Annotated in this window: 18 protein-coding genes and 1 pseudogene; 9 read left to right on the forward strand and 10 right to left on the reverse strand. The window is 61.8% G+C overall.

Features of this window, described 5'->3' with window-relative positions:
• Window positions 1–78: 78 nt before the first annotated feature.
• Complete coding sequence (locus DM807_RS07520) at window positions 79–1,236, forward strand: ATP-binding protein (RefSeq protein WP_179027220.1); 1,158 nt, start codon at window positions 79–81, stop codon at window positions 1,234–1,236.
• Window positions 1,237–1,289: 53 nt separating this feature from the next.
• On the opposite strand, the gene DM807_RS07525 is transcribed toward DM807_RS07520, so the two are convergent.
• Both DM807_RS07525 and cysK read right to left on the reverse strand, forming a co-directional pair.
• Window positions 1,290–2,225, reverse strand: a complete 936-nt coding sequence (locus DM807_RS07525) for an aspartyl/asparaginyl beta-hydroxylase domain-containing protein (RefSeq protein WP_012273664.1) — start codon at window positions 2,223–2,225, stop codon at window positions 1,290–1,292.
• A 173-nt stretch (window positions 2,226–2,398) separates the two neighbouring features.
• Window positions 2,399–3,373, reverse strand: coding sequence for a cysteine synthase A (cysK, locus tag DM807_RS07530; protein WP_012273665.1), 975 nt, complete (start codon window positions 3,371–3,373; stop codon window positions 2,399–2,401).
• A 135-nt stretch (window positions 3,374–3,508) separates the two neighbouring features.
• Between cysK and DM807_RS07535 the strand changes: the two genes are divergently transcribed.
• The 3 genes from DM807_RS07535 (at window position 3,509) to DM807_RS07545 (ending at window position 6,849) form a co-directional block, all read left to right on the forward strand.
• Window positions 3,509–4,582, forward strand: coding sequence for a DUF748 domain-containing protein (locus tag DM807_RS07535; protein ID WP_179027221.1), 1,074 nt, complete (start codon window positions 3,509–3,511; stop codon window positions 4,580–4,582).
• A 229-nt stretch (window positions 4,583–4,811) separates the two neighbouring features.
• A complete protein-coding gene (locus DM807_RS07540; RefSeq protein WP_012273667.1) occupies window positions 4,812–5,657 on the forward strand; it encodes an AAA family ATPase in 846 nt (281 codons plus the stop codon).
• A 13-nt stretch (window positions 5,658–5,670) separates the two neighbouring features.
• Window positions 5,671–6,849 (forward strand): vWA domain-containing protein, encoded by a 1,179-nt coding sequence (locus DM807_RS07545; RefSeq protein ID WP_179027222.1) that lies wholly within the window; start codon window positions 5,671–5,673, stop codon window positions 6,847–6,849.
• A gap of 51 nt (window positions 6,850–6,900) precedes the next feature.
• Here DM807_RS07545 and DM807_RS07550 read toward each other — a convergent pair whose 3' ends face one another.
• The 4 genes and pseudogenes from DM807_RS07550 to DM807_RS07565 all read right to left on the reverse strand — a co-directional run bounded on the left by DM807_RS07550 (window position 6,901) and on the right by DM807_RS07565 (window position 10,573).
• The gene (locus DM807_RS07550) at window positions 6,901–7,818 is read right to left on the reverse strand and encodes a 5-oxoprolinase subunit C family protein (RefSeq protein ID WP_060494507.1); all 918 of its coding nucleotides are present in this window, start codon (window positions 7,816–7,818) and stop codon (window positions 6,901–6,903) included.
• Window positions 7,815–8,501, reverse strand: a complete 687-nt coding sequence (gene pxpB, locus DM807_RS07555) for a 5-oxoprolinase subunit PxpB (RefSeq protein WP_012273670.1) — start codon at window positions 8,499–8,501, stop codon at window positions 7,815–7,817. The genes DM807_RS07550 and pxpB overlap by 4 nt, the downstream gene beginning before the upstream one ends.
• Window positions 8,498–9,277 carry a 5-oxoprolinase subunit PxpA gene (locus tag DM807_RS07560; RefSeq protein WP_012273671.1) on the reverse strand — a complete coding sequence of 260 codons (780 nt, stop codon included), beginning with the start codon at window positions 9,275–9,277 and terminating at the stop codon, window positions 8,498–8,500. Before DM807_RS07560 ends, pxpB begins: the two co-directional genes overlap by 4 nt.
• Before the next feature lie 9 nt (window positions 9,278–9,286).
• Window positions 9,287–10,573: pseudogene (locus DM807_RS07565) on the reverse strand (MFS transporter).
• Between the two features lie 130 nt (window positions 10,574–10,703).
• Between DM807_RS07565 and DM807_RS07570 the strand changes: the two are divergent.
• A complete protein-coding gene (locus tag DM807_RS07570) occupies window positions 10,704–11,615 on the forward strand; it encodes a LysR family transcriptional regulator (RefSeq protein WP_179027223.1) in 912 nt (303 codons plus the stop codon).
• A gap of 209 nt (window positions 11,616–11,824) precedes the next feature.
• A complete protein-coding gene (locus tag DM807_RS07575) occupies window positions 11,825–12,244 on the forward strand; it encodes a hypothetical protein (RefSeq protein ID WP_179027224.1) in 420 nt (139 codons plus the stop codon).
• Between the two features lie 276 nt (window positions 12,245–12,520).
• Here the strand turns inward: DM807_RS07575 and DM807_RS07580 are convergent, their stop codons facing one another.
• Genes DM807_RS07580 through DM807_RS07590 form a run of 3 tightly spaced genes read right to left on the reverse strand, consistent with a single transcriptional unit; the run spans window position 12,521 to window position 14,337 of the window.
• Entirely contained in the window at window positions 12,521–13,042 is a 522-nt protein-coding gene (locus tag DM807_RS07580; RefSeq protein ID WP_012273675.1) for a DUF2937 family protein, read from the reverse strand.
• 9 nt (window positions 13,043–13,051) lie between these two features.
• Window positions 13,052–13,825 carry a class II glutamine amidotransferase gene (locus DM807_RS07585; RefSeq protein ID WP_060494509.1) on the reverse strand — a complete coding sequence of 258 codons (774 nt, stop codon included), beginning with the start codon at window positions 13,823–13,825 and terminating at the stop codon, window positions 13,052–13,054.
• Between the two features lie 14 nt (window positions 13,826–13,839).
• Complete coding sequence (locus tag DM807_RS07590) at window positions 13,840–14,337, reverse strand: hypothetical protein (RefSeq protein WP_060494510.1); 498 nt, start codon at window positions 14,335–14,337, stop codon at window positions 13,840–13,842.
• Between the two features lie 92 nt (window positions 14,338–14,429).
• Between DM807_RS07590 and DM807_RS07595 the strand changes: the two genes are divergently transcribed.
• On the forward strand, window positions 14,430–16,472 hold the full coding sequence (locus tag DM807_RS07595) for a S9 family peptidase (RefSeq protein WP_012273678.1): 2,043 nt from the start codon (window positions 14,430–14,432) through the stop codon (window positions 16,470–16,472).
• A 141-nt stretch (window positions 16,473–16,613) separates the two neighbouring features.
• Here the strand turns inward: DM807_RS07595 and DM807_RS07600 are convergent, their stop codons facing one another.
• A complete protein-coding gene (locus tag DM807_RS07600; RefSeq protein WP_012273679.1) occupies window positions 16,614–16,892 on the reverse strand; it encodes a hypothetical protein in 279 nt (92 codons plus the stop codon).
• Between the two features lie 132 nt (window positions 16,893–17,024).
• On the opposite strand from DM807_RS07600, the gene DM807_RS07605 reads away from it, so the two are divergent.
• Complete coding sequence (locus tag DM807_RS07605; RefSeq protein WP_003254676.1) at window positions 17,025–17,396, forward strand: YajD family HNH nuclease; 372 nt, start codon at window positions 17,025–17,027, stop codon at window positions 17,394–17,396.
• Between the two features lie 71 nt (window positions 17,397–17,467).
• On the forward strand, window positions 17,468–17,938 hold the full coding sequence (locus DM807_RS07610; protein WP_012273680.1) for an RNA methyltransferase: 471 nt from the start codon (window positions 17,468–17,470) through the stop codon (window positions 17,936–17,938).
• Window positions 17,939–17,957: the final 19 nt, after the last annotated feature.

The raw sequence follows: 17,957 nt of genomic DNA on the forward strand, positions 1-17,957 counted from the left end.
AAACCACGCCTCTCATACGGCCTATAATAGCTCTATAATCACTCTATAATTGACTATAAAGCTGTATGGGAGGCCGTAATGCCGGAAACCGTCTATCACCGCCCAGCGCTAGCATCGCGGCTGTCGAAATTGATCATGCAAGTTGCCGTGGGCAGTGCAGCAAGCTCGGGGGTGTTTCTGGCGGCCCCCAGGCGTACCGGTAAATCCACCTTTGCACGCGAAGACCTTCGACCCGCTCTCGAAGCTGCGCAGGCAATCGTGCTGTACGCCGACCTCTGGAAAGACCTGACCAAAGACCCAGGCCAAGTCATCGTGGAAACCGTGCGTGAGGCGCTCGGGCGTAACGAAGGCTTCATTACGCGGCTGGCAAAGTCCACTGGCATGGAGAAGGTAACCGTAGGTGGCCTGAATTTCAGCGTGGACAAGATCGGGCTGGGGCAAGATGTCGATCTCACCAGTGCGCTGGTCGCGCTCTCCGACGAATCACGCAAGATCATCGTGCTGATCATCGACGAGGCGCAACATGCAATCACGACCGACCAGGGAATAGCAGCCTTGTTCGCCCTCAAAGCGGCCCGGGACGAACTCAACAGCTCGAAGCACCATGGGTTGCGCATCGTTTGCACGGGCTCGAACCGGGACAAACTGGCCATGCTGCGCAATAGCAAAGATCAGGCGTTCTTCGGCGCTGCGATGGTGCAGTTCCCAACGCTGGATCAGGGCTTCATCGACTGGCTTTGCGCCAACATCGATCTCCCCTGCGCACTCGACCCGGTAGAGGTGTTCCAACTGTTCAAAGAAAGCGGCTACCGCCCTGAGTTACTGGGCGCGGCAGCGGATGAAATACGCTTCGACTTCAGCATCGAGCCCGAAGCCGTACCGGCACGGTTCCGAGAGCTTGTTCAGGCGCAAGCCAATGACCTTAACGCGAACCTGAAAAAGGTGATCCACAGCCTCACTCCGATTCAATCCGCCGTTCTACGCGTCATGTGCGTAAAGGGTAATGAATACGCACCGTTTGAGGCCCCAACCCTGGCACTGTACGCCAAAGCGATGGAACGGGCGGGTGTGCAGGAAAGCGAAATCAAGGCCGAGGTGCCGGGGGTTCAGCAAGCGCTCATCGCCTTGCAGGACAAGCATCTGGTGTGGAGGGCATCACGGGGCGTATACGCGGTAGATGAGCAGGTAATCGTCGATCTGGTCCGCGCTGATGGCTTGCTGGAAGGGCTTGGCTGAAGGTTCCTGTACGTAGAGCGCCCCATCAATCTGGCGCTCTACGCAGGCCGCAATCAGAACAACCAGCGGTACAGTGCGTAAGCCACCACCACCGCCAGCACCGGCCGCAGCACGCGGTAGGCCTTGGGGTTGGCGCGCTTGAACTGCTTCACGTGGCTGCTGATCTTGTTGCTGAAGCGCTTGCTCCAGGCATACGCCTGGTTGATCCCACCCACGCGCTCGTCGTCGGTGTTCTGCGGCGCGGTGGCACGGCCGAGGAAGGCACTGACCTGGCGGTTGATGCGGGTCATCAGCGGGCTGCTCAGTGGGCGCTCGATGTCGCAGAACAGGATCACCCGCGTAACGTCAGTTTCGTTCTTGACCCAGTGCACGTACGTTTCGTCGAACATCACGTCTTCGCCATCACGCCAGGCGTATTCCTGGCCATCCACGTAAATGCGGCAGGCGTCGGAGTTGGGCGTGGACAGGCCCAGGTGGTAGCGCAGCGAGCCTGCGAACGGGTCGCGGTGCGGGTTCAGGTGGCTGCCGCCGGGCAGCAGGGCGAACATCGCGCCTTTGACGTTGGGGATGCTGCTGACCAGCTCGACCGTGCGCGGGCACAAAGCTTCGGCCGACGGCAGCGGTTTGTCGTACCACTTCAGGTAAAAGCGCTTCCAGCCCTTCTTGAAGAACGAGCCAAAGCCTGCATCGTTATCCTTTTCGGCGGCGCGGATATAGCCCTCGTCGAACAGGCGCATGGCCTCTTCGCGGATCTCCTGCCAGTTGTCTTTCAGCACGTCCAGTTCTGGGAAGCGCTGGCGGTCCAGGTAGGGTTTGGACGGCACGCCGGAAAACAGGTACATCAACGCGTTGTAGGGGGCGAACAACGCCGAATGGTTGACGAACTGGCGCAACACCGGCAGGCGGGCCTTGCCGCGCAGGTGCACGAACAGCACGCTGCCGAAAAACACCAGCAAGACACCCGCCTTGGCTGCAAAGGAAAAGGTCATGCTTTCACTCCTTGGGGAAGAGCCAGGGCTGCGCGGCCTGCTCTCCAAAAAATCATCCTGCCATCATAAACCGATCCCGCCGAGGTAAAAACAACCCGGGCGGGATCGCATTGATGAAGATTTTGCAATAAACCAGGCCGCCCAACCTTGCGCCGGATCAGCGGCAACGCCGATTATTGCTGGTTTTCCTGCTCGCTGAACAGGTCGCTGAACAGCATGCTCGACAGGTAACGCTCGCCCGAATCGGGCAGGATTACGACGATGGTCTTACCTTGCATTTCCGGCTTTTCGGCCAGGCGCACGGCCGCCGCCATGGCCGCACCGCAAGAAATGCCGCACAGGATGCCCTCTTCCTGCATCAGGCGAATGGCCATGGCCTTGGACTCTTCGTCGGTCACCGTCGCCACTTGGTCGACGATCGACAAGTCGAGGTTTTTCGGCACGAAACCGGCGCCAATGCCCTGGATTTTGTGCGGGCTGGGCTTGAGTTCTTCGCCGGCCAGGGTCTGGGTAATCAGCGGCGACGAAACGGGTTCCACGGCCACCGAGAGGATCGCCTTGCCCTGGGTGTGCTTGATGTAGCGCGATACACCGGTGATGGTGCCACCGGTACCCACGCCCGCCACCAGCACGTCAACCGCACCGTCGGTATCGTTCCAGATCTCCGGTCCTGTGGTCTTTTCGTGGATGGCCGGGTTGGCCGGGTTTTCGAACTGGCCCGGCAGGAAGTACTGGGCGGGGTCGGAGGCGACGATTTCGTTGGCCTTCTCGATGGCGCCCTTCATGCCCTTGGCCGGGTCGGTCAGCACCAGTTCGGCGCCCAGCGCCTTCAGCACCTTGCGGCGCTCCAGGCTCATCGAAGCGGGCATGGTCAGCATCAGCTTGTAGCCACGGGCAGCGGCAACGAAGGCCAGGCCGATACCGGTGTTGCCCGAGGTAGGCTCGACGATGGTCATGCCCGGCTTGAGCTTGCCGCTGCTCTCGGCGTCCCAGACCATGTTCGCGCCGATGCGGCATTTGACCGAATAACCTGGGTTGCGCCCTTCGATCTTGGCAAGGATGGTCACACCGCGAGGGGCGATGCGGTTGATCTGCACCAACGGCGTGTTGCCGATGGAATGGGCGTTGTCTGCAAAGATACGGCTCATGGCAGGGGTCCTTGGCATGAAAAAAAAGCAGGGAAAGACCTCAAGGGTAAGCCCCGGCCGATGGCCCGTAAAGCCTGTTCGAACTCAGCGGGGCGCGTCGCGGTCAACCGCACATCCTGCCTTGGAGACGCTCCGATGAGAGCCCGTTATCGCTGGCCGCTGTTGGGCCTGGGCAGCCTGATCGTGCTGCTGGTTGCCCTGCACCTGGCCCTGCCCTACCTGGTGCGCGACTACCTGAACGACAAACTGGCCGACATGGGTGACTACCGCAGCCAGGTAGCCGATGTGGACCTGGCCTGGTGGCGCGGCGCATACCAGATCAATGGCCTGAAAATCGTCAAGACCAGCGGCAAGGTGCCGGTACCGTTTCTCGACGCGCCGCTGATCGACCTTTCGGTGAGTTGGCGTTCGCTGTGGTACGACAAAGCGGTGGTGGCCGAAGTGACCTTCGTGCGCCCCGAGCTGAATTTCGTCGACGGTGGCAGCAAACAGGCATCGCAGACGGGCCAGGGCACCGACTGGCGCCAGCAGCTGGAAAAACTGCTGCCCATCACCCTCAACGAAGTGCGAATCGACAACGGCGTGCTGACCTTCCGCAACTTCAACTCCAAACCACCGGTCGACCTCAAGGCCACACAACTGAACGCCAACATCCGCAACCTGACCAATGTTCGCGACAAAAAAGGCCGTCGCGATGCGAGTTTCGAAGGTACGGCGCTCATCGCGGGCGATGCGAAGGTAGAAAGCCGTGCCACCTTCGACCCGTTCAGTGATTTCGATGACTTCAAATTCAGGCTTCGCGCTACCGGCATCGAACTGCGCAAACTGAATGATTTTGCCAGCGCCTATGGCAAGTTCGACTTCAATGCCGGGCATGGTGACGTGGTGATCGAGGCCCAGGCGGAAAACGGCCGGCTAAATGGCTATATAAAGCCGCTGCTGCGCGATGTCGACGTGTTCGACTGGCAACAGGACGTCGAAGAAAAGGACAAGGGCTTCTTCCGCTCGGTGTGGGAGGCCTTGGTGGGTGCGACCGAGACGGTCCTGAAGAACCAGCCGAAAAACCAGTTCGCCACCCGCGTGGAACTCAGTGGCAGCGTGCACAAGCAGGATATCAGCGCCTTCGAGGCGTTCTTGCAGATCCTGCGCAACGGGTTTATCCAGGCGTTCAATGCCCGGTATGAGCGGGGGGCGCCGGATGCCGACTGAGTCGGCGTGACGGGGCATTCAGGGACTGAATACCCGGTCTGCGTTTTCAGTTGCCTAACCCCGCGTTATAGTCGGTGACAAATAAATTCATGTGTTGCCTGTACCGGCCTCTTCGCGGGTAAACCCGCTCCTGCACAGGACCGCGCAGCCCTCAAGCTTGCGCCGTTCTGTGTAGGAGCGGGTTTACCCGCGAAGAGGCCTGTACAGGCTTACAACAGAGGACAAACCGATGAAGTTCGAAGGCACCCGCGACTACGTCGCCACAGACGACCTGAAACTGGCGGTAAATGCGGCTATCACCCTCGAACGCCCGCTGCTGGTCAAGGGTGAACCGGGCACCGGCAAGACCATGCTCGCCGAGCAGTTGGCCGCCTCGTTCGGCGCTCGCCTGATCACCTGGCACATCAAGTCCACCACCAAGGCCCACCAAGGGCTGTACGAGTACGACGCAGTCAGCCGCCTGCGCGATTCGCAGTTGGGCGTGGACAAGGTGCACGATGTGCGCAATTACCTGAAAAAGGGCAAGCTGTGGGAGGCCTTCGAGGCCGAAGAGCGGGTGATTCTGCTGATCGACGAAATCGACAAGGCCGACATCGAGTTCCCCAACGACCTGCTGCAAGAACTCGACAAGATGGAGTTCTACGTCTACGAAATCGACGAGACCATCAAGGCCAAGCAACGCCCGATCATCATCATTACCTCGAACAACGAAAAAGAGCTGCCGGACGCTTTCCTGCGCCGCTGCTTCTTCCACTACATTGCCTTCCCCGACCGCACCACCTTGCAGCAAATCGTCGACGTGCATTACCCGAACATCAGCCAGTCGCTGGTCAGTGAGGCGCTGGATGTGTTCTTCGACGTACGCAAAGTGCCGGGCCTGAAGAAAAAGCCGTCCACCTCCGAGCTGGTCGACTGGCTCAAGTTGCTGATGGCCGACAATATCGGTGAAGCGGTGTTGCGCGAACGCGACCCGACCAAGGCCATTCCGCCGCTGGCCGGTGCGCTGGTGAAGAACGAGCAGGACGTGCAACTGCTCGAGCGCCTGGCCTTCATGAGCCGGCGCGGCAACCGCTGACAGGAGCCGGGCCATGCTGCTCAACCTGTTCAATGAAATGCGTGCGGCCAAGGTGCCGGTATCGGTACGCGAGTTGCTGGACCTGCATCAGGCCCTGCAAAAGCACGTGGTGTTCGCCGACATGGACGAATTCTACTACCTCGCCCGCGCCATCCTGGTGAAGGACGAACGCCATTTCGACAAGTTCGACCGGGCCTTTGCCGCCTACTTCAAAGGCCTGGAAAACCTCGACCGGCATATCGAGGCACTGATCCCCGAAGACTGGCTGCGCAAGGAGTTCGAGCGCTCGCTGAGCGAGGAAGAACGCGCGCAGATCCAGTCGCTGGGCGGCCTGGACAAGCTGATCGAGGCATTCAAGAAACGCCTTGAAGAGCAAAAGGAACGCCACGCTGGCGGCAACAAGTGGATCGGTACCGGCGGCACCAGCCCGTTCGGCTCGGGCGGTTTCAACCCCGAAGGCATTCGCGTTGGCGAGGCCGGTAAACGCCAAGGCAAAGCGGTAAAGGTGTGGGACCAGCGCGAGTACAAGAACCTCGACGATCAGGTGGAACTGGGCACACGCAACATCAAGCTGGCCCTGCGCCGGCTGCGCAAGTTCGCCCGTGAAGGCGCCGCCGAAGAGCTGGACATCGACGGCACCATCGACCACACCGCGCGTGACGCAGGGTTGCTGAACATCCAGATGCGCCCGGAACGGCGCAACACCGTCAAGCTGCTGTTGCTGTTCGATATCGGCGGCTCGATGGACGCCCACATCAAGGTCTGCGAAGAGCTGTTCTCAGCCTGTAAAACCGAGTTCAAGCACCTGGAGTACTACTACTTCCACAACTTCCTCTACGAGTCGGTGTGGAAGAACAACCTGCGCCGCACCTCGGAGCGGTATTCCACCTTCGACCTGCTGCACAAGTATGGCGACGACTACAAAGTGATTTTCGTCGGCGACGCGGCCATGGCGCCCTACGAAATCACCCAGCCAGGTGGCAGCGTGGAGCACTGGAACGAAGAGGCCGGGTACGTGTGGATGCAGCGGTTCATGGAGAAATTCAGGAAGATCATCTGGATCAACCCGTATCCGAAGCAAGCCTGGGATTACACGGCTTCGACCCATCTGGTGAGGGACTTGATCGGGGACAAGATGTACCCGTTGACCTTGCAGGGGTTGGAGGAAGGGATGCGGTATCTGTCCAAGTGATGCAGCCTTTATGGGCCCTTTCGCGGGTTTACCGCGAAAGGGCTGGCAGCCTCACCGCCAACGGTCCAGGTAAACCTGGTGCTCCCGCCAAGCCTCGTCCTGCACCACCGCCTTGAACCGCACCACCGCCCCTGGCATGCACTGCGCCAGCTGCGCCAGCGCCAACGGCGTCAACGCCCCCAGCCGCGGATAACCGCCAATGGTCTGCCGGTCATTGAGCAACACGATCGGCTGCCCATCCGGCGGTACCTGCACCGCCCCCAGCGGTATCCCTTCGGAAATCATCGGTGCACCCTGATAGACCAGCTGCGGCCCCAACAGACGGATACCCATGCGGTCCGCCCGGCTGTCCAGTGTCCACTCCCGGTTGAAGGCCTCGAACAGGCTGGTACCGCTGAATTCACCGATCTGCGCGCCCATCACCAGGTCAAGTACAGGCTTTTGCGGGTACTGTGGACGCAGTGCGTGCGGCACCTCGCGCAGGGTTGCATCGCTGCCGGTGAAACTTAATGCCTGACCTTTAGCCAACGCGGCCCCCTGGCCATCGATGCCACCCAGTTCTTCACGGACCACCGTGGCACAACTGCCCAGTACATCCTCGCCCATGAACCCACCCGGTGCCGCCAGGTATGCCCGCACACCCTGCCTGGGCTGCTTCAGGGTCAGGCGCTGCCCCTGGCCCAGGGCAAAGCTGCGCCAAGGTGCGATCGGCTGATCATCGACGCGCGCGTCCAGGTCGGCACCGGCCAGCGCCAGCACACAATCCTGCTCCGCCACTGCACAAAAACCTCCCAGCGCCACCTCGACAACCGGCGCGTCCAACGGGTTGCCCAGCAGCCAGTTGGCCCAGTGCATCGCCACCCAGTCCAACGCGCCGCCCTGGGTCACCCCCAGGTGGCGCACGCCGAAACGCCCGGCGTCCTGCAACTGACACAACGGCGTACTGGCCTCGATCTTCAACTGCGTCATCCTTGCGCCTCCACATCACCGCCCAAGGCCAGGAACTCGCTACGCGAAACCGGCACGAAACGCACCCGATCACCCGGTTGCAACAGGCTGTAGCCCTCACGCTCTCGGTCGAACAAGCGCACCGGGGTACGCCCGATCAGGTTCCAGCCACCCGGCGATACCGCCGGATACGCCGCCGTCTGGCGCTCGGCAATGCCCACGCTACCCGCCGCCACCCGCTTGCGCGGGGTGCTCAGGCGTGGGCTGGCCAGGCGTTCGTCCACCAGGCCCATGAAACCGAAACCGGGGGCGAACCCCAAAGCAAAAACCGGGTAATCACGTTCGCTGTGCAAGTGAACAACCTCGGCTTCAGTCAACCCGCTACGGGCCGCCAGCACAGGCAGTTCAGGGCCGACACTGGCGTCGTACCACACCGGGATCTCATGTCGGCGCCCGCCGCCGCCGGCGTCGGGCTGCAAACCTTCCAGCGCCTGATCAATCAGTGCCCTCGCCTCGCCAGGCGGCAGGGCGAACTGCACCATCAGCGTGGTGTAGGACGGCACCAGGTCCAGCAGATGCTCGCCGAACGCTGCACTCAAACGCTGGCTGGCTGCAAGCATCCACGGCATGTTGGCCTCGTCGATACGGTCGAACAAGCGCACCATCAGGCTGTCGATGGCCACCACTTCAATGCGCGCTTTCATCGCGGCTCCAAGGCATCGAGGGCCTGGCGTATCTGCCGCACCGCCGCCACCGAGCTGTCGTTATCGCCATGTACGCACAGCGTGCTTGCCTGCAGGCGCAGGGCGCTACCATCGTCCGCTACCAGTGTGTCACCACGGGCCAGGCGCACGGCTTGCTCCACCACCAGCGCCGGGTCGTGATGCACCGCACCCGGCAAGCGGCGCGATACCAAGTGGCCGCTGGCGGTGTAGGCGCGGTCAGCGAACGCCTCGAACCACAGCGGTACGCCGATTTCATCGCCCAAGGCCTGGGCGGCGCGGTTGTCGGCGGTGGCCATCAACATCAGCGGCAGGGTGCTGTCGTAGGCTGCCACGGCCTCCAGCACCGTGCGCAGTTTGAGCGGGTCGGCCATCATGTCGTTGTACAGCGCACCATGGGGCTTCACGTAGGCCACGCGGCCACCCAGCACTTTGCAGATGCCGTCCAGCGCACCGATCTGGTAGTGCAGCAGGTCGCGGATTTCCTCGGGGCTGCAGGCCATGGAGCGGCGGCCGAAGCCGACCAGGTCCGGGTAGGCCGGGTGCGCACCGATGGTCACGCCGTGCTCCAACGCCAAAGCCACGGTGCGGCGCATGATGCTGGGGTCGCCAGCGTGGTAGCCGCAGGCGATGTTGGCGCAATCGATGTAAGGCATGACCTCGGCATCCAGGCCCATGCGCCAGCTGCCGAAACTCTCGCCCATGTCGCAATTGAGTAGCAGGCGTTCCACCACGCGGTCTCCCTTGTTGTTGTTCATAGGTCTACCTTACCGCGCCAGCAGCTGTTTGCCGCGTGTTTCCGGCAGGCTCAAGGCGGCCACGATCACAATGCCGTAGGACACCGCAGAAAACACGCCGATACCCAGGCCCAGGGGCACGTTCTGGCCGAGCATGCCGATCAGCAACGGGAACAGCGCCGCAATGACTTTGCCGATGTTGTAGCAGAAACCCTGCCCCGAGCCCCGGATGCGCGTGGGGAACAGTTCGGTCAGGAATGCGCCCATGCCGCTGAAGATACCCGATGCGAAGAAGCCCAGCGGGAAGCCCAGCCACAGCATCACCCCATCGCTGACCGGCATCTGCGTATACAGCAGCACGATGACGAACGAGCCCACGGCGAACAGGATGAAGTTCTTCTTGCGCCCCAGCAGGTCGGACAAGTACGCGCTGACCACATAACCCACGTACGAGCCGACGATCACCATGGCCAGGTAGCCACCCGTGCCCAGCACGCTCAAACCGCGCTAGTTCTTGAGGAAGGTCGGCAGCCACGAGGTGATGGCGTAGTACCCACCCAGTGCGCCAGTGGTCAGCAGGGACGCACGTACAGTGGTCCAGAGCATGCCCGGTGCGAAGATTTCGTAGAAGTGCGAAGGTGCCTCGGCGTTTTCCACCGACTTGGCCTCGCGGTATACCTCGGGGTCCTTGACCAGGCGGCGAACGAAAATCACGAAGATCGCCGGTACCAGCCCCAGCAGGAACAGTGCACGCCAGGCCTGCTCTGGCGGCAACCATGAGAACAGCAGCGCATAGAGAATCGCCGTGAGGCCCCAGCCGATGGCCCAGCCGGACTGCACCATACCAACCGCCTTGCCTCGGTCCTGAGCACGGATCACTTCGCCGATCAACACCGCACCGGCGGTCCATTCGCCGCCGAAACCAAAGCCCATCAAGGTGCGGGCGATCAGCAGTTGCTCATAGTTCTGGGCGAAGCCGCACAGGAAGGTGAAGAAGGCGAACCACAGCACCGTCAACTGCAGGGTGCGTACCCGGCCGATGCGGTCGGAAAGAATACCGGCCACCCAGCCACCCACGGCCGAAGCGATCAGCGTGCTGGTGTGGATCAACCCGGCTTCGGTGGTGGTGATGCCCCACAGCATGATCAGCGTGGGGATGACGAAGCTGAGCATCTGCGTGTCCATGCCGTCCAGGCCATAGCCGATCTTGCAGCTCCAGAAGGTGCGCCGTTGCTGTTTGTCGATGTCGCGGTACCAGGCGAAGGGCCCGGACGAAGGGGGGGAACTGACCTGCTGCTGCACGCCGGTGGGGTTCATGGATGCCTCGGCTTGTTGGTATTGTTTTATGGGCGACATAAAGCGTCGCGGCCTGGGCACCATTGTTCAGAGGCCGCGACGCTTGAGTCCAACGATAAAAACCGCCGGTCTGGAACAAGAAAAACTGATCATGAACCTTCGCTTCCTCGAAACCTTCGTCTGGGTCGCCCGGCTCAAAAGCTTCCGCCTGACGGCGCAAAAGCTGTTCACCACCCAGGCCTCGGTGTCCAGCCGCATTGCCGCGCTGGAGGCCGACCTGGGCGTAAAACTGCTGCTGCGCGATTCTCGGGGTGTCAGCCTGACCCCGGAAGGTGACAAGGTGCTGGAATATGCCGAGCGCATGCTGGAAACCGCCAAGGCCATGAAGCAGTCGCTGGACAGCGACCGGGCCAAGGTCGGGCGAATTCGTATTGGCGTGATGGACACGGTAATCCACACCTGGATGAGCGCGCTGGTGGCGGAACTGACCGAGCGCTACCCACAGGTGGAAATCGAGCTGGTGGCCGACACCGCGCTGAACCTGCGCGAGCAGTTGCAAAAGGGTTTTCTCGACGTGATTCTGCAGACCGACTTGCTGCGCGAGCAGTCCATCCGCAGCCTCGACCTGGCGCGCTACCCGATGGGCTGGGTAGTGGCTGCCGGCTCGCACCAGCACCGGGACTATGCCTCGCTGGCCGAGCTTGGTCGCGAGCGCATCATCACCTTCTCGAAGAACTCACGGCCGCACCAAGAGGTGCTGAGCCTGCTGCAAGCTGCGGGCGCAGAAGCGCCGCGGTTGAACTGCGTGAACTCGGTGGCGGCGATCACCCGGCTGTTGCGCGACGGTTTTGGCATTGGCGCATTGCCCCCAGCGCTGGTGGATGCCGAGCTGGGCCGGGGTGAGTTGGTGCTGCTGGAGGGGCTGCAACCGCCGCCGAGCCTGGAGCTGGTGGTGGCGTGGCAGACCGGGGTGGCGTTGGTGGATGAGGTGGTTGGGGTTTGTCGACAGGTGCTGGAAGCGTATGCGCGGGATGTGGGGGGGCAGCGGATAATGCTCTTCTGATACGACCAGCGTGGTTTTTGGACCACCGCATACGGTTCTCATCCCGTGAATGGCTGCCACCCAAGTCCTGTGGAAACGATTGAACTGGCGGTTCCAGCAGAGAAAACGCCAAACTCCGCACCTGATAATTCTGCCAGTAGTAAATTCGGGTTATGCCGCGTAGTTTACCGTTCGTGCAACTACTGCACACCAGCGTAGAGTGAACGATCATGAAAAGTGAACGGCAACTGCTTGAGGATCCATTTTACGGTGAGCCCAAATCATCCGACAGCCACCCCGGAAAGTTCAAAGGCAAGATGAAATGGCCACTCGGACGAGAAGCGCCTCTCAAACCTATCGATGTATATTTAACTATCAGTGATGCGAACTATTGGAGAGGTGTCGCCATTCTAGACAAACCGTTTGATCGCGTCGTCGTATCTATAAAAAAAGGACTTCCGGATGGAGTTTACTCGACCAGCGATTTCAACAATAATATCTTCGTCAAATGCATTTATGACGGCATGATTGCCGGCAGCATGGTTGGAACAGTAAAGTTTGATACAAAAATGGGAAACTTCAAGATTACCGATGTTTCTGGCAGTTTCGAGGCTGACTACAGCAGGACGCCAGACATGCCCGCCCCCTGAAAAATGCCCCTCCCAAAACAAACAATGAAACATCCAAGTTCAAACTATCCTGCAATTTTGAGTTCTTGGATATTGCTAAATCATCCACGGACAAAACGTGATGAAATGCAGTTTCCTTCTCCAATTACCAACATGGCTTTCATGCGACCGCCTTGTCCTGACGACTGCGTTCGCATGAGAGGCCCGGCCACGGCCTGCAGGTCATGGAGCCAGAGAGTGTCGCCGGCCCGACAATCTAGGCATCACTGCTAAAGCCCTGGGGGCGCTGCGCGCAGCTTAGCGCCAGCTTTCTTTCACCGCCCTGCGCCGCCCACCCAGGATCACCCAGCCAATCCCCAGCAACAGGCTTTCGACCACAAAGGCCAGCACAAACCCTGCGCCAACGCCCCAGCCAATCGCCTCGGGCACCAGCAAAATCTGGTAGCTGTAACCATTGAGGGTTTCTTCGCGCAACTGCGGGTCGGCCTGCACCAGCACATGCCAGGTACGCTCGGCCCACGGCCCTTGCAGCGCCTGCCATTCGTTTTCCAGCAGTTCGTTGCGGATCATCAGGCTTTCGATGCTGTTGGCATCACTGTTGAACACCGGGTCGTCACTGCTGCGGTAATGCTGCAGCAACGCCTGCAGGTCGCCTTTGAAAAAGCGCTCAGCCGTTTGCCGAAACCCGTCGAGCGCCTCGCGCGACTCGAACAGGTGCGCCTCGACCCGCTGGCTATAGTCCTTGACCAGCCCCGGGACCTGAATGCCGGCCAGCAGGCCGAAGGTGAACAGCAGCAACCGCAGGTAACTTCTGAACATGCAGCGTCCTTAGCTTTGGCCGTGCGCCACGCATTCGCCATGGCGCCACAGCGCCCACTGACCCGGCTCGTAGCGGTGCCAGGTCTCGTTTTCGGTCAGGGCCTCGGTGGCGATCACCGTGACCACGTCGTTGGGGGTGGTTTCGGTATGAAAATCAACGATCAGGTCGACATCTTTCAAGCGTGCAGCGCCAAACGGCGCTCGCCGGGTGATGTGCACCAGCTTGGTCGAGCAGAAGCAGAACAGCCAGTCGCCGTCACTGAGCATGCAGTTGAACACGCCCTGCCCACGGTAACCCGCACAGGCTTCGACCAGCACCTGCAGCAGCTGTTCCACCGGCACCGGCTCTGGAAAGGCACTGCGAATGCGGTTGAGCAGGTCGCAGAAAGCCGCCTCGCTGTCGGTATCACCGACCGGCCGGTAGAAGCTGGCCTGGCCCTTGAAGTCGCCCAACTGGCCGTTGTGCGCGAAGCACCAGTTGCGCCCCCACATTTCCCGCACGAACGGGTGGGTGTTGGACAGGCACACCTTGCCGACGTTGGCCTGGCGGATATGACCGATCACCACTTCGCTCTTGATCGGGTAGCGCTGCACCAGGTTGGCCACTTCCGATTCGCTGCTCGCGGCTGGGTCCTGGAACAGGCGCAGGCCACGGCCTTCGTAAAAGCCGATACCCCAGCCATCACGGTGAGGGCCGGTGCGCCCACCGCGCTGCATCAGGCCTGTGAAGCTGAAAACGATGTCGGTAGGGACGTTGGCACTCATGCCCAGCAGTTCACACATAGGCGTGTCTCCGTTTACAGACGGGGCTCGACCCGGCCACCGCCACGCGGGGCGGCTGGGGGCGGGGCGTCACGGTAACGGTCGCCGCGCTCAGCGGCCAGCGGCGCATGGGCAACGACTGCATCATCTTCAACCGCTTGGCGCTTGGCGGCGGCTTCGGCCTGCGCGCGGCGCTCACGGGCGCGTTTTTCAAGCGGCCAGCGCAGCAGCACGAAGAGGAAATACAGGCCAAAGGCGATCAAGCCATACATGGCGAAGTCGGACACTGCTCGCCAGGCGTTGTTACCGACCTTGAAGGCGACGTCCAACGCGGTGATGGCAATGGCCGGGGCGAAGCTGTCCTTTACCGGGTCGACGATGGTCGGCGTCAGCAGCAGCACCGCCAGCACCACCCGCAGCGGTTCGCGCAGCCAGCGCCACATCCAGCCGGTGAGCTTGAAGCCCACCAGCAGGCAGCCCAGCGCGGCCACAGCGTACAGGCCCCAGGCGAAGGTGTAGTCGTTCTCGGTCATGGTGTTCGTGCAAGCCAGGCAAAGAGATGCCTATGATAAACACTTTTCCGGGCGCAGACAGTGTTTGCCTGTCCCCAGCCAAGAGATCACCCATGCCCAACAAGCCTCAGCCGCCCATCGCCCACGCCGATAACGCCGCCGACCCGTACGCCTGGCTGCAACAGCGCGACACCCCCGAGGTACTCGCCTACCTGCAAGCCGAAAACGCCTACCAGGAAGCCTGCCTGGCCGACCAGGCAGCGTTGCGTGAGCAGTTGTTCGAAGAGATCAAGGGTCGCATCCTGGAAACCGACCTGTCGCTGCCGTCGCCCTGGGGCCCCTACCTGTACTACACCCGCACCACCGCCGGCGACGAGTACCCACGTCACTACCGCTGCCCACGCCCTGCCGACGATTCGAACACCGTCGATGAAAGCCAGGAGCAACTGCTGCTCGACCCCAACGCCCTGGCCAATGGCGGCTTCCTGTCGCTGGGGGCGTTCAACGTCAGCCCCGACCACCGCCTGCTGGCCTACAGCCTCGACACCAGTGGCGACGAAATCTACACCCTGTACGTCAAGGACTTGGCCAGTGGCAGCGTCACGCCCCTGCCCTTCGACGACTGCGACGGCAGCCTGACCTGGGCCAACGACAGCCAAACGCTGTTCTTCGCCGAACTGGACGACACCCATCGGCCATGGCGCCTGCATCGCCACACCCTGGGCACTGACGCCGTGCAGACCGTGTTCGAAGAGCCCGACGGGCGCTTCTTCCTGCACTGCTATCGCACCAGCTCCGAGCGCCAACTGGTGCTGCTGCTGAACAGCAAGACCACCAGCGAAGCCTGGGTACTGGACGCCGAAACCCCGCAGGCGCCGTTCACCTGCCTGGCGCCACGTGTCGAAGGCCATGAATATTTCCCCGACCATGGCCAGCTCGACGGCGAGTGGCGCTGGTTCATCCGTACCAACCAGGACGGCATCAACTTCGCTCTTTACCATGCCCCTGTCGCGCCAGTGCCAGGCCGTGAGCAATGGCAGGTGCTGGTGGCGCACCGCGACGCAATCATGCTCGAAGGCCTCAGCCTCAATGCCAGCGCCCTCACCCTGAGCCTGCGTGAAGGCGGCCTGCCAATCATCGAAGTACGCCCGCAGGGGCTGTCGGCCTATCGCGTCGAGCTACCCGACGCAGCCTACAGCCTGTACGTACAGGACAGCTTGGAGTTCGTCAGCACACGCGTGCGCCTGCGCTACGAAGCCCTCAATCGCCCGGCCCAGGTGCGCCAGCTGGAGCTGGCCACGGGCGCGCAGGTTGTGCTCAAGCAAACCCCGGTGCTGGGTGCGTTCGATGCCGATGACTATGTCAGCGAGCGCCTGTGGGCGACTGCGGCGGACGGCACCCAGGTGCCGATCAGCCTGGTACGCCGTCGCCGCGACCAGGGCAAGACCGTGCCGCTGTACCTGTACGGTTACGGCGCCTATGGGGAAAGCCTCGACCCGTGGTTCTCCCATGCGCGCCTGAGCCTGCTGGAGCGTGGCGTGGCCTTTGCCATCGCCCACGTGCGCGGCGGCGGTGAACTGGGTGAAGCCTGGTACCGCGCGGGCAAGCAGGAGTACAAGCACAACACCTTCAGCGACTTCATCGCCTGCGCCGAACACCTGATCGCCAAAGGCGTGACGGCTGCCGATCGCTTGGCCATCAGCGGCGGCAGCGCCGGCGGCCTGCTGATCGGCACGGTGCTCAACCTGCGCCCCGAGCTGTTCCGCTGCGCGATTGCCGAAGTGCCGTTCGTCGACGTGCTCAACACCATGCTCGACCCCGAGCTACCGCTGACCGTGACCGAATACGACGAATGGGGCAACCCAGAGGAACCGCAGGTTTACGAGCGCATCAAGGCGTATGCCCCTTATGAGAACGTAAAGGCCCAGGACTATCCAGCGATGCTGGTGGTGGCGGGTTACAACGACAGCCGCGTGCAGTACTGGGAAGCGGCCAAATGGGTGGCGCGGTTGCGTACGCGCAAGACCGACGACCACCTGCTGCTGCTCAAGACCGAAATGGGCGCAGGGCATGGCGGGATGAGCGGGCGATACCAAGGGCTGAAGGATGTGGCGCTGGAATATGCGTTCGTATTCGGCGAGCTGGGTATCGTTTGAGATAGCTAGGGGCGCTTTGCGCCCCTTTCGCGACACAAGGCCGCTCCCACATGAGTCCTGCGCGGTATCTGTGGAAGCGGCCTAGTGTCGCGATGGGCTGCAAAGCAGCCCCAAAAACCACCGCCACACACGTCTGCTATATCAATCATCATCCACCGCCGGTTTCGGCGGTTCTGGCCGCAACCCCGGCAATGGCTGGTCCTTCGGCGGCCCGGGCACCGGCATCGGTGGCAACAGCGGCGCCCCCGGCTGGCTGTCATAAGCCTTGGGCGGCGTACTCGGGGTTATCTGCGGGTATGGCGTAGGCGTCGGCGTACCGGGTGCGCCGGGTACCGGGGTAGTGAGCCGGGGTGGTGTGCTGGCGGCTTCGGCCAGGGGCCAGCCTGCCAGCAACAGCGCGGTGAGGATCGCGTGAAACATCAGCAACCTCCTGTCGGGAACCTTCCAACAGCCTACGCCTAAATCAAAGCTTTCGCCTGTCCGCCTGCCCTGCAAGCGCGCTAGACTCAATGACATAACCGTCATCTGCCTGATCAGAACAAAGGAAACACCATGAGCTCCACCTCTTCCGCCGCCGCCACCGCGCGCCTCGACCGCATTCTGGCCGACGCCAAGCGCGACAAGGAAATGGGCTACCGCGACAAGGCCCTGAGAATGTACCCGCACGTTTGTGGCCGCTGCGCCCGCGAGTTCGCCGGCAAGCGCCTGAGCGAGCTGACCGTGCACCACCGCGACCACAACCACGACAACAACCCGCAGGACGGCTCCAACTGGGAGCTGCTGTGCCTTTACTGCCACGACAACGAGCACTCGCGCTACACCGACCAGCAGTACTTCAGCGAAGGCTCCACCAGCACCCCGAGCATCGCCAAGGCCACTCACAACCCGTTCGCTGGTCTTGCGGGCATGCTGAAGAAAGACTGACCATCGATTTGCCCCCCGCAGCTACCGGGCAGCCCGTATAATCGCGCTTTTTTCGCGAAGGGCCCCGGTACGTGGCAAACAAACGATACAGCTGCATCGGCCTGTTCAACCCAAAGTCGGCAGAAAACGTCGGCTCGGTGATGCGCGCCGCGGGCTGCTATGGCGTCAATTCGGTGTTTTACACCGGCAAACGGTATGAGCGCGCGCGTGACTTCGTCACCGACACCAAGCGCGTGCACTACGACATCCCGCTGATCGGCATCGACGATCTGCAGCGCATCATCCCGCTGGGCTGCACGCCAGTGGCGGTGGAGCTGGTGGAAGGTGCGCGGCCCTTGCCGGAATATACCCACCCGGACCGGGCCATCTACATCTTCGGGCCGGAGGATGGTTCGTTGAGCGAGGAAGTGCGGGGGTGGTGTGAAGAGACTATCTACATTCCGACCGAGGGTTGCATGAACCTGGCAGCGACGGTGAACGTGGTGCTGTATGACCGTTTGGCCAAAGGGCTGAATACCCGCTCGGGGCCCAAGTTCAAGTAATAAAAAGGCCGCCACTGCA

Origin of the sequence: Pseudomonas hunanensis, from assembly GCF_013393325.1 — a bacterium.
Lineage (GTDB): Bacteria > Pseudomonadota > Gammaproteobacteria > Pseudomonadales > Pseudomonadaceae > Aquipseudomonas > Aquipseudomonas putida_P.

Bases quoted from the DNA above. Each gene is read 5' to 3' on its own strand.
- DM807_RS07575 (WP_179027224.1), top strand. From the start codon at position 11,825: ATGAAAAGTGAACGGCAACTGCTTGAGGATCCATTTTACGGTGAGCCC.
- DM807_RS07525 (WP_012273664.1), bottom strand. From the start codon at position 2,225: ATGACCTTTTCCTTTGCAGCCAAGGCGGGTGTCTTGCTGGTGTTTTTC.
- DM807_RS07550 (WP_060494507.1), bottom strand. From the start codon at position 7,818: ATGACGCAGTTGAAGATCGAGGCCAGTACGCCGTTGTGTCAGTTGCAG.
- DM807_RS07590 (WP_060494510.1), bottom strand. From the start codon at position 14,337: ATGACCGAGAACGACTACACCTTCGCCTGGGGCCTGTACGCTGTGGCC.
- DM807_RS07560 (WP_012273671.1), bottom strand. From the start codon at position 9,277: ATGAACAACAACAAGGGAGACCGCGTGGTGGAACGCCTGCTACTCAAT.
- DM807_RS07580 (WP_012273675.1), bottom strand. From the start codon at position 13,042: ATGTTCAGAAGTTACCTGCGGTTGCTGCTGTTCACCTTCGGCCTGCTG.
- DM807_RS07595 (WP_012273678.1), top strand. From the start codon at position 14,430: ATGCCCAACAAGCCTCAGCCGCCCATCGCCCACGCCGATAACGCCGCC.
- DM807_RS07605 (WP_003254676.1), top strand. From the start codon at position 17,025: ATGAGCTCCACCTCTTCCGCCGCCGCCACCGCGCGCCTCGACCGCATT.
- DM807_RS07540 (WP_012273667.1), top strand. From the start codon at position 4,812: ATGAAGTTCGAAGGCACCCGCGACTACGTCGCCACAGACGACCTGAAA.
- DM807_RS07535 (WP_179027221.1), top strand. From the start codon at position 3,509: ATGAGAGCCCGTTATCGCTGGCCGCTGTTGGGCCTGGGCAGCCTGATC.
- pxpB (WP_012273670.1), bottom strand. From the start codon at position 8,501: ATGAAAGCGCGCATTGAAGTGGTGGCCATCGACAGCCTGATGGTGCGC.
- DM807_RS07585 (WP_060494509.1), bottom strand. From the start codon at position 13,825: ATGTGTGAACTGCTGGGCATGAGTGCCAACGTCCCTACCGACATCGTT.
- DM807_RS07570 (WP_179027223.1), top strand. From the start codon at position 10,704: ATGAACCTTCGCTTCCTCGAAACCTTCGTCTGGGTCGCCCGGCTCAAA.
- DM807_RS07545 (WP_179027222.1), top strand. From the start codon at position 5,671: ATGCTGCTCAACCTGTTCAATGAAATGCGTGCGGCCAAGGTGCCGGTA.
- DM807_RS07600 (WP_012273679.1), bottom strand. From the start codon at position 16,892: ATGTTTCACGCGATCCTCACCGCGCTGTTGCTGGCAGGCTGGCCCCTG.
- cysK (WP_012273665.1), bottom strand. From the start codon at position 3,373: ATGAGCCGTATCTTTGCAGACAACGCCCATTCCATCGGCAACACGCCG.
- DM807_RS07520 (WP_179027220.1), top strand. From the start codon at position 79: ATGCCGGAAACCGTCTATCACCGCCCAGCGCTAGCATCGCGGCTGTCG.